Origin of the sequence: Terrimicrobium sacchariphilum (assembly GCF_001613545.1) — a bacterium.
GTDB classification, from domain to species: Bacteria; Verrucomicrobiota; Verrucomicrobiia; order Chthoniobacterales; family Terrimicrobiaceae; genus Terrimicrobium; species Terrimicrobium sacchariphilum.
Genome location: NZ_BDCO01000002.1, coordinates 477,716 through 491,845, shown reverse-complemented (window position 1 = coordinate 491,845; position 14,130 = coordinate 477,716). Strand labels below are relative to the sequence as shown.

The 14,130-nt window shown below is 60.9% G+C and carries 12 protein-coding genes; 1 reads left to right on the top strand and 11 read right to left on the bottom strand.

Features of this window, described 5'->3' with window-relative positions; genetic code table 11:
• Nucleotides 1–2 precede the first annotated feature (2 nt).
• Nucleotides 3–3,206 carry an efflux RND transporter permease subunit gene (locus TSACC_RS02980; RefSeq protein ID WP_075077911.1) on the bottom strand — a complete coding sequence of 1,068 codons (3,204 nt, stop codon included), beginning with the start codon at nt 3,204–3,206 and terminating at the stop codon, nt 3–5.
• Nucleotides 3,207–3,307: 101 nt separating this feature from the next.
• Here TSACC_RS02980 and TSACC_RS02975 point away from each other — a divergent pair, with 101 nt between their 5' ends.
• The gene (locus tag TSACC_RS02975) at nt 3,308–3,703 is read left to right on the top strand and encodes an ArsR/SmtB family transcription factor (protein WP_075077910.1); all 396 of its coding nucleotides are present in this window, start codon (nt 3,308–3,310) and stop codon (nt 3,701–3,703) included.
• Nucleotides 3,704–3,732: 29 nt separating this feature from the next.
• Here the strand turns inward: TSACC_RS02975 and TSACC_RS02970 are convergent, their stop codons facing one another.
• The 10 genes from TSACC_RS02970 to TSACC_RS02925 form a co-directional block, all read right to left on the bottom strand.
• Complete coding sequence (locus tag TSACC_RS02970; RefSeq protein ID WP_075077909.1) at nt 3,733–4,482, bottom strand: SDR family NAD(P)-dependent oxidoreductase; 750 nt, start codon at nt 4,480–4,482, stop codon at nt 3,733–3,735.
• A 142-nt stretch (nt 4,483–4,624) separates the two neighbouring features.
• The gene (locus tag TSACC_RS02965; protein ID WP_075080556.1) at nt 4,625–6,205 is read right to left on the bottom strand and encodes an Rne/Rng family ribonuclease; all 1,581 of its coding nucleotides are present in this window, start codon (nt 6,203–6,205) and stop codon (nt 4,625–4,627) included.
• Between the two features lie 63 nt (nt 6,206–6,268).
• Nucleotides 6,269–8,536 carry a penicillin-binding protein 2 gene (gene mrdA, locus TSACC_RS02960; protein ID WP_075077908.1) on the bottom strand — a complete coding sequence of 756 codons (2,268 nt, stop codon included), beginning with the start codon at nt 8,534–8,536 and terminating at the stop codon, nt 6,269–6,271.
• The gene (locus TSACC_RS02955) at nt 8,533–9,090 is read right to left on the bottom strand and encodes a hypothetical protein (protein ID WP_075077907.1); all 558 of its coding nucleotides are present in this window, start codon (nt 9,088–9,090) and stop codon (nt 8,533–8,535) included. The genes mrdA and TSACC_RS02955 overlap by 4 nt, the downstream gene beginning before the upstream one ends.
• Nucleotides 9,087–9,896: a rod shape-determining protein MreC gene (gene mreC / locus TSACC_RS02950; protein ID WP_075077906.1), complete on the bottom strand. Its 810-nt coding sequence runs from the start codon at nt 9,894–9,896 to the stop codon at nt 9,087–9,089. The genes TSACC_RS02955 and mreC overlap by 4 nt, the downstream gene beginning before the upstream one ends.
• A gap of 54 nt (nt 9,897–9,950) precedes the next feature.
• A complete protein-coding gene (locus tag TSACC_RS02945; protein WP_075077905.1) occupies nt 9,951–11,000 on the bottom strand; it encodes a rod shape-determining protein in 1,050 nt (349 codons plus the stop codon).
• A gap of 112 nt (nt 11,001–11,112) precedes the next feature.
• The gene (leuB, locus tag TSACC_RS02940) at nt 11,113–12,222 is read right to left on the bottom strand and encodes a 3-isopropylmalate dehydrogenase (protein ID WP_075077904.1); all 1,110 of its coding nucleotides are present in this window, start codon (nt 12,220–12,222) and stop codon (nt 11,113–11,115) included.
• 61 nt (nt 12,223–12,283) lie between these two features.
• On the bottom strand, nt 12,284–12,925 hold the full coding sequence (locus tag TSACC_RS02935; protein ID WP_237763893.1) for a phosphoribosylanthranilate isomerase: 642 nt from the start codon (nt 12,923–12,925) through the stop codon (nt 12,284–12,286).
• A gap of 2 nt (nt 12,926–12,927) precedes the next feature.
• Nucleotides 12,928–13,674, bottom strand: a complete 747-nt coding sequence (locus TSACC_RS02930) for a proteasome-type protease (protein ID WP_075077902.1) — start codon at nt 13,672–13,674, stop codon at nt 12,928–12,930.
• Nucleotides 13,671–14,090, bottom strand: coding sequence for a phage holin family protein (locus tag TSACC_RS02925; protein WP_075077901.1), 420 nt, complete (start codon nt 14,088–14,090; stop codon nt 13,671–13,673). Before TSACC_RS02925 ends, TSACC_RS02930 begins: the two co-directional genes overlap by 4 nt.
• Nucleotides 14,091–14,130: the final 40 nt, after the last annotated feature.

The window sequence follows — 14,130 nt, the reverse complement described above, 5'->3', positions numbered from 1 at the left end:
CATTAGTGGGCAGGCGCGAGCGATCCGGCAACCGGAGGCTCGGCGGTTTGCGTCTGGAGGTAGGGATTGGGTTTGCGGCGCAGCAGGCTGAAGACCACGGGCACGAAAAGCAGGGTGGTGAAGGTCGCCACGATGAGGCCACCGATCACGGCGCGGCCGAGCGGGGCGTTTTGCTCGCCGCCCTCGCCGAGACCGAGGGCCATCGGGAACATGCCGATGATCATCGCTCCCGCCGTCATGAGCACGGGGCGCAAGCGGGTGGCTCCAGCGTCCATCGCCGCGGCAATCGGGCTTAATCCCGCCGCGAGGCGCTCGTTGGCAAAGGTCACCATGAGAATGCTGTTCGCCGTGGCCACGCCAATGGTCATGATCGCGCCCATCAGGCTCGGCACACTGAAGGTGGTTCCCGTCAGAAACAGTCCCCACACGATGCCGGCAAAAGCTCCCGGCAGCGCCATCGTAATGATGAAGGGATCGCTCCAGCTCTGGAAATTCACCACCAGCAGGAAATAGACGAGCAGTGCGCTGACGATCACGCCGAGACCCATGCGGAGAAAGGTCGTATTCATGCTATCGACCTGGCCGCGCACGGAAATGGTGTTGCCGGGAGCGAGCTTTTGCCGGGCGTCCGCGACGATCCTGTCGACCTCTTCGGAAACACCGCCGAGATCGCGGTGGGAGACATTGGCGAAGACATCGAAGACGGGCTGGATGTTGTAGTGATTCACCACGCTCTGGGTGCGGGCGCGAGAGACGCGGGCAAGGTTCGCCAGCAACTGGCTGCCTGATCCGCTTTCCTCGGCGACGCGTCCCGAAACGGGGGTGTTCAGGAGTTCATTGACCGACGAGATCAAGCGCGGAGGCGTCTGCACCGCGACCAGGAATGGGATGCCGTACACGGGATCGACCCAGTAGTTTGGCGTCACCTGCGTGCTGCTGCTCAGGCTCACCAGCACGTCCTGCGCGATGTCTCGCTGGTCGAGTCCCTCGGAAGCGAGGAGCGTGCGGTCGATATTCAGGAACAGCGCGGGCGCGTCAAACGACTGGTGGACATACACGTCCTTCGCTCCGGGAATGGCGGCCATCCGGTCGCGTATTTCCTGAGCCACGGCGTAGTTGTTGGCCTTGTCATAGCCCGACACCTTCACATCGATCGGCGCGGGCAGACCGAAGTTCAGGATCTGCGAAACAATGTCGGCGGGCTGGAAGAAGAAGGTGAGATCAGGAAACCGCTCCTTCAACCCCCGGCGCACCTCTTCCATATACTCCGGCGTGGTTTTGGTGCGCTCGTGGTTGAGCTGCACGATGATCTCGCCGTCGTGCGAACCGATGGTTGAGTTGTCGCCAAAGGCCAGGCTGTATTTCTCCGAGACGACGCCGAAGTTATCGAGGATCAGCTTGATCTCATTCGCCGGAATGATGCGGCGGATCTCGTCTTCCACTTCGCTGAAAATGGTCTCGGTCTTCTCGATGCGAGTACCGGTGGCTGCCCGCACGTGCAGGCGGAACTGCCCGGCATCCACGGTGGGAAAGAAGTCCCGGCCCACCCAGGGGAACGCGAGGAAGGCGCTACCAATAAGGATGCCAAAGAGCAGGAAGACCGAGGCGCGATGTGCCAGCGCCCAGCCCAGTGCGCCGAGATACCGCGCGTGGAGTTTCTCGAACCCGCCGATGAATCCTGCTTGGAAACGCTGAAAGAGATTGGGCCTCGCTGGAGCGCCATGCGGCTCGAAGCGCAGAATGTAATCCGCCAGCACCGGCACCAGCGTGCGGCTCAGCACATAGCTGGAGAGGATGGAAAAGACCACGGCCAGCGCCATCGGGGTGAAGAGGTACTTCGCCGGGCCGACCAGAAACATCACCGGCACGAAGACGATGCTGATTGCGAGAGCGGAGACGAGCGCCGGGAGCGCGATCTCGCGCGAGCCCTCCAGCACCGCCTCCCGCAAGGGACGGCCCAGCTCGATATGGCGGTGAATGTTCTCGATCGTGATCGTCGCTTCATCAACCAGGATGCCGATGGCGAGAGCGAGGCCGCCGAGCGTCATGACGTTCAGCGAATACCCCATCAAACTCAGCAGCGTCAGCGAGGACAGGATGCTCAGCGGAATCGACAGCGCCACAATGAGCGTGCTCCGCCAGCTCCCGAGGAAGAGCAGGATAAAAGTCGCCGTGAGCGCTGCCGCGATGAGTCCCTCATGCACCACGCCATCCAGCGCGGCTTCAACGAAAATGGACTGGTCAGCCAGCAGCTCGATCTTCATTCCCGGAGGAGCCGCCGCCTGGATTTGCGGCAGCTTTTCCTTCACGCCCTTAATGATGTCGAGGGTGGAGCTTGAGCCATTCTTCAAGATTTGCAAAAGCACGGCTCTCTTGCCATCGGCACGCACGATATTCTGCTGCACTTCGAAGCCATCGTGCACATGCGCCACGTCGCGCACATAGGTCACCACGCCGTTCTCCCGTTTGATCGGCAGGTTGTTGAGCATCTCCAGAGTGTCGGGAGAGTTGTTCATCTTCACCCGGTATTCCGTGTCGCCGAGGCGGGCCGCGCCGCTGGGCAGGGTGAGATTCTGAACGTTGATCGCGTTGTTCACATCGCGGGCGGAGAGGCCTCGCGCCTGGAGCTTCGCGGGATCGAGATCGACCATCACCTGCCTCACCTTGCCACCGAATGGCGCGGGCAGCGTAAGGCCGTTGATCGTCGCAAGCTGCTGGCGGATGCGGAAAATGCCGTAGGTATAAAGCTCCGCCTCGCTCAACGTGTCGCTGCTGAGGCTCATCTGGATGATGGGCACGGAATCCGCCGCGTAGCGCAGGATGATCGGCGGCTGCACCCCCGGAGGCATGCGTCGCAGGATGGCCTGGCTCACCGCTGTGGCCTGCGCGAGACCGCGCTCCACCTTCGCTCCAGGATGGAAGTACAGCTTGATGATGCCCACGCCATCGAGCGTCTGAGACTCGATACGCTCGAGGTCGTTCACGTTGGCCGAGAGCGAATACTCGGAGTAAACCGTGATCTGCTTTTCAAACTCCTCCGCGCTCAGCCCGTTGTAGGTCCAGATCACGCTGATCACCGGGATGTCGATCTGCGGGAAAATATCCTTCGGCGTGCGCACGAAGGACGCAACGCCAGCCAGGAGAATCAGGACGGCCATCACCACAAAGGTGTAGGGCCGGTTCAATGCCAGTCGGACAATCCACATAATCGGTTTCGCCTGGAATCAGGCAGTAAGTTCAATAGTTCAATATTTATAAACTATTGGACGCTTTGTCAAATTCGTCGTATCCTAAAAATCAGTTACCCATGAGACCGCTGTACCATCCCTCGAAGGAGGACATCTCGACGGAGGGTATTCTCTACGCCCTCTCGGACCCGATCCGGGCCCAGATTTACTCGGAGATTTCGTGTTCCGAGGAAGCTCCCACCTGCTCGAATTTCCTCACCCTCAAAAACCACAAGCTTCCCAAGTCCACCCTCTGCCAGCATTTCAAGATCCTGCGCGAGGCGGGCCTCATCCGCAGCGAACGCAAGGGCGTCGAACTGCGCAACGTCAGCCGCTGCGGCGACCTGAAGGAACGGTTTGGCGATTTGATTCGCGCCGTCCTCGTCGCCTATGGCCTCAAGGTCGGCGAATCGGTTCAGAACGTCCCGTCCGAACCCAAAAAGAAGTCCGTCGCGGAAAAGAGCCGCCCGCGTTAACGGACGGCTCTCCCCGTTTTGGGTTTGAGTTAAATATCGGCCATGCCGCCGTCGGAGAGCAGATCGATGCCAGTGGAATAGCTGCTGTCGCTCGACGCGAGAAACAGCGCCGCTGCGGCAATCTCCTCCGAACGTCCAAGTCGGCCGAGGGGCACCATCTGCGCGAGACCGGCCTTCGTGGCGTCGGCATCTTCCTTGCTCTTGTGCTGCCCATCGAGGATCGGCGTGTCGATCGGTCCCGGGCTGAGACTGTTGACACGAATGCCGCGGCCCTTCAACTCCGCCGCCCAGGTACGGACAAACGAACGTACCGCCGCCTTGGTGGCGGAATACACCGTCGCCCCGGGGAAGCCGAGGTACTGCACGACGGACGCCACCACCACGATTGACCCGCCATCCCTCAGGAGGGGCAGCGCCTTTTGCGTGGTGAAGAGAACTCCCCGGACATTGATGTCGAAGATCTTGTCATAGTGCTCCACCGTTATCTCGCCCAGAGGAGCAAACTCCGCGATTCCGGCATTGGCGACAATGATGTCCAGCGCACCTTTCTCGGCTTTCACCTGCTCATAGAGGCGGTCGAGATCCTCGAGCTTTGCGACATCGCTCTGCACGGCGGTAACGTTTTTGCCGATGGCCGCCACGGCCTTCTCGAGTTCCGCCGGCCTGCGGCCGGTGATGAAGACATAGGCGCCCTCTTCCACAAACTTCTGCGCGATGGCGAGGCCAATGCCGCTGCTGCCGCCCGTGACCACTGCGATTTTTCCGTCGAGTTTTGACATGGTTTTTATTAGTTAATCCTATTGTTCAGGATTTTTGAACTATTAGACCGAAAACGACCCCGGTCAATGGCTATTTGCGGAAAACAAAACGGGCAGGCGCGATGCCTGCCCGTCCGGAATAAAGACGATCGATGACTTCCGGCTACGCCTTGATCTCGGCGCCGGTGACAGCGTTGGTGATGACAAACTTCTCCGGATGGAACGTCGGATCGGCACGGAAGCTGAGGCGACCGGCGTAGCGGCGCTCGATGTCGACGAGATGCTCCTCGTCCTCGTTGCGCAGGCGGTTGAGCAGGTCGGGATGCACGATGACCTTGATCTCATGCACGCTCTCCTGGTTCTGCCGCATCACGGTGTGCAGGGCGCGCTGAAGCTCGACACTCATCGTCATGGGACTCTTGATCACGCCCTTGCCGCCGCAATGCGGGCACGGCACGAACTGCGTGCTGGCGAGGCTTTCCGCCGCACGCTGACGGGTCATCTCCATGAGACCGAGCTGCGAAATCGGAAGCACGTGGGTGCGGGCCTTGTCGCGCTTCAGGCGCTCCTTGATGCGCTGGTAGACGGACTGCTGGTCCTTGCGGCTCTTCATGTCGATGAAGTCCGCAATGATGATGCCGCCGATATTGCGCAGGCGCATCTGGCGGCAAATCTCGTCCGCCGCCTCAAGGTTGGTCTGGAGGATGGTTTTCTCCATATCCTTCGATCCCTTGTTGCGGCCCGTATTCACGTCGACCGCGATGAGCGCCTCGGTTTCGTCGATCACGATGTAGCCGCCGCAGGGCAGCCAGACCTGACGGTGAAAGGCCGCGTCGATCTGGGACTGAACTCCGAAGCAATCGAAGATCGGCTGAGTGCCCGTGTAGAGCTGCACGCGCTTGCGGGCGCGCTTGGAGATCTGGCCGACGAGATTCTGCATCCGTTCAAACGCCTTCTGGTCATCGACCATGATGGAATCCACATCGTCGGTGAGAAAGTCGCGCACGGTGCGATCAATGAGGTCGCTCTCGGCATACAGGCAGGCCGGAGCCGGAAGCTCCTCCATGCCGCGCTGAATCTCCGCCCACTGCTCCAGGAGCAGGCTGAGGTCACGAACAAAATAGCGGGCGCGCTGCCCCTGGCCCACGGTGCGCATGATGACGCCCATGCCCTCGGGGATATCGAGCTCCTGCAGGATCTTGCGCAGGCGCTCGCGCTCCTTGGGATCATCGATCTTGCGCGAGATACCGCACTGCTCATTGAACGGCATGAGCACGAGATAGCGACCGGCGAGGCTCACATCGGTGGTGATGCGGGGTCCCTTCGTTCCGATCGGGCCTTTTTTCACCTGCACGAGGATATCCGAGCCGACCGGGTAAATGTTCGGCACATCCTTGTGAGTGATCTTCTGCTTCTTCTGGTTGTTCTTGCCACCGCCTCGGCTCACGGCTTCCACGCCGCTGTCGAGCGCCGCCGGGATGGCATCCCAGAATTGCAGGAACGCGTTTTTCTCAAACCCGATATCGACGAACATCGCCTTGATGCCCGGCTCGATGTTCCGCACCTTGCCCTTGTAGATCGCGCCGACAATATTGCGGTCGGACTCGCGTTCCGTGGTCAGTTCCTCGAGGCGGTTGTCCTCGAGGAGAGCGACCCGTTTCTCGAGGCGCTCGCAGTTGACGATGAGTTTAATTCCTGTGGTCTTCTTGCCTAGGCCCAAAATTCTTTTGACTGTTTCGATCATGAAAAAACGGAGGTTGGTCTCCACGGTAGGAGGAAAGGGTGATTAGGGGGGATCCGGGGGAGTTCATCTACTGCGATTGGGGGAAGGATTTGATTCCTTTTTCTTTTTGTCCCCTCCGCGGAAGAAATTGAAGAATTTTTCCAAGCCCGAGGGCTTGGCGTTTTGACGATTGCGCACGCGGCCGCCTTCATCCGCTTCATCACGTACGCTCGGAGCCGCTGCGACCTGACTTTCCTGGCCGCCGCCCGAGGTGTTGTCCCCCGTGCCGGTGTCCTGGTCGGCCGTCACCGTCGTGGCAGCCGGGATGTCGCGCCCGAAATCGACGCTGTCGACGTGATTGAAATTTCCCACGGCGGGATCGAGCCATGCCACCAGAGGCGGCGGAGGGGGAGTCGGTGCGGCATCCGGGGCCGGGGGTTCCGCCGGGGCCTCGGGTGTTTTCTCCAAGGCAAAGGTGTCCTCGAGGATCTTGGCCGCGATCGGAGCCGCCACGCCGCCGCCAGATTGAGCGCCCTGCACCAGCACGCACACTGCGTACTTCGGAGCCTCGTAGGGAGCAAAACAGATGAACCACGTGTGGTTGTCCTTCACGCCATTGCGCCAGAACTGGGCGGTGCCGGTCTTGCCCGCGACCTCGACGCCTTTGATTCGGGCCTTGCCCGCAGTGCCGCCGCCTTCGTTAACGACCTTGTCCATGCCGAGGCGGACCTTCTCGATCTGCTCGCGGGTCAGCCCGCCATCCTTGATCAGGTCGGTGCGCACCCGTGCAGGCTCCTGCAGGACCACCTTGCCGTCCTGGGCGACGACCTTGTCGATCAGACGGGGGTAATAACAGGTACCGCCATTGGCCACAGTCGCTGCGATCATGGCCATCTGGATGGGCGAGGCCAGCACCATGCCCTGGCCGATTGAGGTATTGGCCGTATAGCCGCTCGACCAGCGCTCGTTGGGGCTGACCTGAGCCAGATAATCAGGACCCGGCAATACACCAGCCATCTCTCCGGAAAGTGGAAGGCCGGACTTCTGCCCCAGGCCGAGCATGTTGCCCATCGCCACGATGTTATCGATGCCGGCGGCATTGCCGTACTGGTAGAAGAAGGCGTTGCAGGAGTATTTCAGCGCATCGGGGAGCCTCAGGGTCCCGTGCGGCGGGAGATGCTTCTGCGTCACCCAGCACATCATGTATTTATTGCCGTAGGTGACGCCGCCCGAGCAGGTAAATGTCTTGTCGCCCACCCCGGCGCGGAGACCGGCGAGGCCGATGGGGACCTTGTAGGTGGACCCCGGAGCGTAAGCGCTGATGGCCCGGTTGAGCATCGGATTGGTCTCGTCCTTGTTCAGCTCGATCCAGTCCTTCGCCGCGATGGAAGGGATGAATTTATTCGGATCGTAGGACGGCACGGAAGCCATCGCGAGCACGTCGCCATTGTTCGGGTCGATCACCACGGCGGCGCCGCGACCGACAGCACGGAGGGCCTTCTCCGCGATGTATTGGATGCGAGCGTCGATCGTGAGGTAGACATTGTCGCCCTGCTTCGGCTCCACGATCTCCACGTCATTGCGCATGATCTGCCCCTTGGCGTCACGCTGGAGGATTTTCACCCCCGCCGTGCCCTTGAGGTACTCGTTCATGAAGAGTTCGATCTGGGCCTTGCCCTCGGTATCCGGCTCGTAAAACTTGTACTTGTTGATGTCGGGCAGCTTCTCAAGATTGTTGGGAGCGCCGACGTAACCAAGCAGGTGGGCGGCCAGCGAGCCATAGACATACTGCCGCACGGGCTTTTTCGTCACGCTGACGCCCGGCAGCCCGAGGTTGTTCTCGGAAAGCACGGCCATCTTCTCGAAGTCGAGATCCTGCATGTAGTTGAACGGGATCTCACTCTTGTTCCGAAAGTGGATCTGCAGGCGCTTGGCGTTGTAGTCCTGAGCGACACCCAGCTCCTCCAGGCGGGGAATGATCTGCTCGGAGACGATGCGCGCCACGTCGGCCTCCTCCATGTCCTTGGGCATGTTGCGCACCGTGCCGCGATACCGCACCTTGGGGACCTGGTTGTTATGAGTCCGCCGGTAGGCCGAGACCATGTCGGGCAGGTAAAAGTCGACGTCAAAGCTGGCGCGGTTCTGGACCAGCGGGATGCCATTGCGGTCGAGAATCTCACCGCGTACGGCGGGAATGCGCACCGTCACCCGCGAGGTGGACCCGGTCTTCGCCGTGTACTCCGCACCATGAGCGATCTGGACGATCCAAAGGCGGGCCACCAGCGCGGAGAGTGCCAGCACGATGACGACTCCGACAAAGACAAAACGCAGAGCTGGTCCCGTACGCCTCATGCCCGACCTCCAAAACGATCACCGCGAGCATACTCGCCCGGGATGAAGTGTCGCACCGACTCCCAAGCCAGATAGATCAGCGGCGCAAGCGCTGCCGCGATGAGCCCCGGCCCCACGATGCGCCAGAAGACCATCTCGTTCAGCACGATTCCCTCCCTGCGGAAGCAGATCATCACATACTGCAAGGCGAGATACAGCGAGGTCCCCCCCACGGAAAGGCAGGTGTGAATCCACCAGCCGCCGCGGAGAAACGCGGGTTGAAACCCATGACAAAGAAGCCCCAGCAACACGAAATAGACGATAGACCAGCCGAGGGCGATTTCAACCCGGCCCCCGACGATATGGAGATTCATCAAATCCATGATGAAGCCGGTGAAGACCGCCAGCGAAAGCATCGTCCAGGGGGAGTAGGCAATGGCAGCCAGGCAAAACAATGTCGGCACCAGCAGCACATGTGCCCCGAGGAGCATGCGCACCGGAGGAATGAACTCCTGGACAACGAGAGCCAGGAAGATGCAGATCGCGAAGCTGATGCCGCCCAGGACGTCCTTCATTTGGCTCCGACGATTACGAAGACATCTTCGACCATCGAAGTATCCACGGCGGGTTCGACGATAGCCCTCCCGTCGAGCGCACGCACCTGGAAACTTTTCACGACTCCGATGGGAATCCCCGAGGGGAAAACGCCGTTGCTGACACCGGCGCTGTAAATCTTCTGGCCTGGCTGCAGGTTGGCTTGCTTGGAAAGGAAATCCATCTGGAGCAGCCCGGGCGTGTCGCTCTGCTGCACCCGCACACCCGAGAGTATTCCCTGCTCCCGGCTCCCCTCCACCTTGCCCGCGACCTTGCAGGTCTCGTCGGTGATGAGGAGGACGATGGACTCGTTCTTTGCGACCGTGGTCGTCTTGCCGACCAGGCCCGCATCAGTCAAGACAGGCTCGTCCACCTCGACGCCATCCTCGAAGCCACGGTTGATCTTGATCGTGCTCCACCATGTCGACCCGTCGCGCGAGATAACCCGGGCCGGGAGCAGCTTGAAGACCGAGCGCTCGCGATACTCGAGCGCCTGGCGCAGCTTGTTGTTCTCGGCCTCGATGTCACGGAGCAGCTGATTCTCCGTGCGCAGCTCCCGGTTTTCCACCGTGAGCCTGTTGTACTCGGCCTCCAGTTCATCGAGGTTCTTCAACCCCGAGCCCATTTCACCGATCTGCCGCTGCACGGCGGAACCGGTTTTGACAAACGGAGCGACGATGCCGAGGAAACCAGACTGCATCTTGTGCATCGCATCGGAACCAAGCGTCGAGAGCAGCACAGCTCCCGCCACGATCAGGAAAACGATAACAAGAAGCAGTCGATTCATCGGGCGAATTTCCGGGATATGTCAGGCTGTCCGCTCGCAGGAGCGAAGGGGTCGTTAGTGCGAGGACTGGGAACCCGTGTGCTCGTGAGAAGCCACCGCGCGGAGGAAGCGGAGCTCCTCCAGCGCCTTGCCAGTTCCCTCGGCCACCGCGCTGAGCGGGTCCTCGGCAACATGCACGGGCAGGCCGGTCTCCTCCTGGAGGAGACGGTCCAGGCCGCGCAGCAAAGCGCCGCCACCCGCAAGCACGAGACCGCGGTCCACAAGGTCGGCGGAAAGCTCGGGAGGGCATCGCTCGAGCGTGATGCGGACGGAGTCCACGATCGTCGAGATGGGTTCCAGGAGCGCTTCGCGCACTTCCTGCGAGGAGATGGTGATGGTTTTTGGCAGACCAGCCACGAGATCGCGACCCTTGACCTCCATCGTGTTCTCCTTCTCCAGCTTGTAGGCGGAGCCGATCTTGATCTTGATCTCCTCAGCGGTGCGCTCACCGATCATGAGGTTGTAAGCCCGCTTCATGTAGTTGATGATCGACTCGTCGAGCTCGTCGCCCGCCACACGCACGCTGCGGCTGAAAACGATGCCGGAGAGCGAGATGAGCGCCACCTCGGTGGTGCCGCCGCCGATATCGATGATCATGTTGCCCGCCGCGTCCTGCACCGGGAGGCCGACGCCGATGGCCGCAGCCATGGGCTCCTCGATGAGGTAAACCTCACGGGCGCCCGCGCGGGTGGCGGAATCCTTTACCGCGCGCTTCTCCACCTCGGTGATGCCGCTGGGGACAGCGATCACCACCCGGGGACGAACCATGCGACGGCGGTTGTGCACCTTGCTGATGAAATGGCGCAACATGGCCTCTGTGATCTCGAAATCCGCGATCACACCGTCCTTGAGCGGGCGGATGGCTACGATGTTGCCGGGGGTACGGCCCAGCATGCGCTTGGCCTCGTCACCGACCGCGAGCACCTTTTTGGTGCCCTGCTGGACAGCAACCACGGAAGGCTCACGAAGAACGATGCCGTGGTCCTTTACGTAAACGAGGGTGTTGGCGGTACCGAGGTCGATACCGATGTCATTGGAGAAAAACCCGAGGACGTTATCAAACATATAAAAAGTGGTGAACGCCAACGGCGCAGGGCGCTTTCATCGCCCGAGCACACCCCTCGCCGTAAGTGTTGCCGAAAATTGGGGTTGCGGAGGTTCTGCGTCAAGGCATTCCTTACGCAACCGCAACGGCATCGGCGATCGCCTGCCCCATTCCCGCCGTATCCACCTTCGTGGTGCCCGGCGTATGGATGTCGGCGGTGCGCAATCCGTCGGCGATCACCTTCTTCACCGCAGCCTCGATGGCGGCAGCCGCAGCCTCTTCTCCACAGGAGAAACGGAGCAGCATGGCGGAGGAAAGGATCTGGGCGATCGGGTTGGCAATGCCCTTGCCTGCGATGTCGGGGGCGGACCCGCCGCTCGGCTCGTACATGCCGAACCGGGAGGTGGAACCCTCGTGGGTTTCGCCCAGGCTGGCGCTCGGGAGCATGCCCAGCGAACCGGTGAGCATGGCCATTTCGTCGCTGAGGATGTCTCCGAAGAGATTCTCGGCGAGAACGACGTCAAAAAACTTGGGTCGGCGCACGAGTTGCATGGCGGCGTTGTCGACATACAGGTGGTCGAGGGTCACGTCGGGGTAATCCTTGCCTACCTCGTCCACCACACGACGCCAGAGGACGCCGTTCTGGAGCACGTTGGCCTTGTCGATCGAGGTGACGTGCGACTTGCGGCGGCGGGCGGCTTCGAAGGCCACCTTCGCAATGCGGCGGATTTCGCTCTCCCAGTATACCATCGTATCGACGGCGAAATGCTCATTGCCTTCCTGCTTAATGTACTTGGGCTCACCGAAATACAGACCGCCGGTGAGTTCGCGGACACAGAGAACGTCAAACCCGCCCTCGACGATCGTCGGGTGCAACGGCGAGGCATGGGTCAACTCCGGCAGACAGACCGCCGGGCGAAGGTTCGCAAAAAGTCCGAAATGCTTGCGCAGGGGCAGCAGGGCACCTCGCTCCGGCTGCTCGGCCGGAGGCAGGGATTCCCACTTGGGGCCGCCCACAGACCCGAAAAGGATGGCCTGGCAGTCTTCACACGTCTTGAGGGTCTCCTCGGGCAGGGCTTTGCCAGCTCCGTCAATGGCGGCTCCGCCGACCAGACGTTCAAAAAACTCAAATTTCAGCGAGAATTTCGTCTCGACCACGGCCAGCACGCGGAGGGCCTGCGCCATCACCTCGGGGCCAATGCCATCGCCGGCAAGGACGGCGATTTTGTAAGATTTACCCATACGCCGCCATCCAATCAGTCCCCCCGGGGGGTTGGCAAGCCAGCGTCTGCGCCGAATTGTCTCAGGCCGTCACCGCGAGGCGGATAAACTCGCGCACGAGGTACTCGTTCTTCCGCCGGGGCTCCAGCTCCACGCCGCTGGCGACATCGACCGCATGCGGCCTCACGATGCGCACGGCATCGCGGATGTTATGCGGAGTCAGGCCGCCAGCCAGGAGGATGTGTCGGTCCTTGTTGGCGACGACATACTCGCGCACGATGTCCCAGTTCAGCCGGGCGCCCGTGCCGCCGTAGCCGGTTTCCGACCACGCATCGAAAAGGATATACGCCGTCTCATAGCGGCTCGCCTGGCTCAGCGACCGCTGATCCTTGACGCGAATGGCCCGGATCCAGCGCTCTCCGCCGTGCTCACGGCAGTAATCTGGAGTTTCATCCCCATGAAACTGAATCCACTCAAAACATCCGCTCTCGCGGATCGCCTTCAGCTCCTCCGGCTCGGCATTCACCACCACCGCGACGCGATCGACTTTTCCCTCCAGCTCCGCGATCCAGCCCCGCGAGGCGGAGAGGTCAATGTACCGCTTCGACTGGGTGAAAAAATTAAACCCCAGGGCATCGGCACCGCAGGAGGCCACCATGATGGCGTCCTCAAGATTCGTGATGCCACAAATCTTGGTCCGAAGCGGGGGGATGGGATCAGACAAACTCATCGCAGGAGACAGTCTAGCGGCGGAATCTCATGCACAAGCTGAATTAATCCATTCTGCCACCGGTCGCGTAAATCCTTCAAGTAGGGATGATCCTCCGGAAACACCATGCGATGGCTCACCCGGAGGTCGCCCGCCCGATAACAGAACAACTCAAAGGGGGTGCCGACCGAAAGATTGCTTTTCGCCGTCGAGTCGAGCGAGAGCAGTCCAAATTTCACCGCCTCGTGCAGCGGTGTGTCGTAAGTGAATCCCCGGTCGAGGATCGGCTTGCCATATTTCAGCTCGCCGATCTGGAGAAAGGGCGACTCCCGGCTGGCATGAATGGCATTGCCCTCGGCATAGACCTGGTAAATCTCCGGCGGCTGGGAGCCGATCTGCCCGCCCACGATCAGGTTGATATTGAAATCCAACCCGCCCTGCCGCAGCGCGTCGGCGTCGAGATGTCGCACCTCACGGATGCGCTCCCCCACATAGCGGGCCGTCTCGTAGAGATTATGCTGGTTCATCAGGCAGCACCCGCCGGCCTCTCCGACCGCGCGTTCCATGTCGCGGTCAATGAAGGCCGAGACGGATTGGGTGATGGAGAGATTGCCGGAGCTCAGGATGCACAGCACGCGGTCGCCCTCGCGCTCATAGATGCGCATCTTCGGATGCAGCGTCACATTGTCGATGCCCGCCGTCGTGCGTGAATCCGAGAGAAAGACAAGCCCCTCACTACAGTGAAGGCTCAGGCAATACGTCATTTGATCACCCGTGCGCTGGCCCTCTTCATGCCCGCAGGAGCGGAGTGGTGGGTGATCGCATAGATGTGCCCGTCACTGCCGCGGAAGAAGGAGCTCAAGAGCCAGCTCACCAGGCTGACGATGATCGCACCAAAGAAGGCGCTCCAGAACCCATCCACATGGAAGGAGGGAACCATCGCCGCCACCAGCATCAGCAGCAGGGCATTCACGACAAAAATGAACAGCCCCATCGTGATGATGATCCATGGGATGCTGAGCAACAGGAGCACAGGACGCACAAAGGCGTTGATAATCCCCAGGAGGAGCGACGCCCCCAGCAGAGAACCCCAGTTGTCGTAGCGAATACCCGGGATAACATGCGCTGCGGCGAGCACCGCAACCGTTGTCACCAGCCATCTCAAAAGAAATGCGGCCATGACCCTAAGGTATTTTAGCAATGAAATTTTTGAAGATTTA

Coding starts and splice junctions, on each gene's coding strand:
- TSACC_RS02980 (WP_075077911.1), bottom strand. CDS start 3,206: ATGTGGATTGTCCGACTGGCATTGAACCGGCCCTACACCTTTGTGGTG.
- TSACC_RS02975 (WP_075077910.1), top strand. CDS start 3,308: ATGAGACCGCTGTACCATCCCTCGAAGGAGGACATCTCGACGGAGGGT.
- TSACC_RS02970 (WP_075077909.1), bottom strand. CDS start 4,482: ATGTCAAAACTCGACGGAAAAATCGCAGTGGTCACGGGCGGCAGCAGC.
- TSACC_RS02965 (WP_075080556.1), bottom strand. CDS start 6,205: ATGATCGAAACAGTCAAAAGAATTTTGGGCCTAGGCAAGAAGACCACA.
- mrdA (WP_075077908.1), bottom strand. CDS start 8,536: ATGAGGCGTACGGGACCAGCTCTGCGTTTTGTCTTTGTCGGAGTCGTC.
- TSACC_RS02955 (WP_075077907.1), bottom strand. CDS start 9,090: ATGAAGGACGTCCTGGGCGGCATCAGCTTCGCGATCTGCATCTTCCTG.
- mreC (WP_075077906.1), bottom strand. CDS start 9,896: ATGAATCGACTGCTTCTTGTTATCGTTTTCCTGATCGTGGCGGGAGCT.
- TSACC_RS02945 (WP_075077905.1), bottom strand. CDS start 11,000: ATGTTTGATAACGTCCTCGGGTTTTTCTCCAATGACATCGGTATCGAC.
- leuB (WP_075077904.1), bottom strand. CDS start 12,222: ATGGGTAAATCTTACAAAATCGCCGTCCTTGCCGGCGATGGCATTGGC.
- TSACC_RS02930 (WP_075077902.1), bottom strand. CDS start 13,674: ATGACGTATTGCCTGAGCCTTCACTGTAGTGAGGGGCTTGTCTTTCTC.
- TSACC_RS02925 (WP_075077901.1), bottom strand. CDS start 14,090: ATGGCCGCATTTCTTTTGAGATGGCTGGTGACAACGGTTGCGGTGCTC.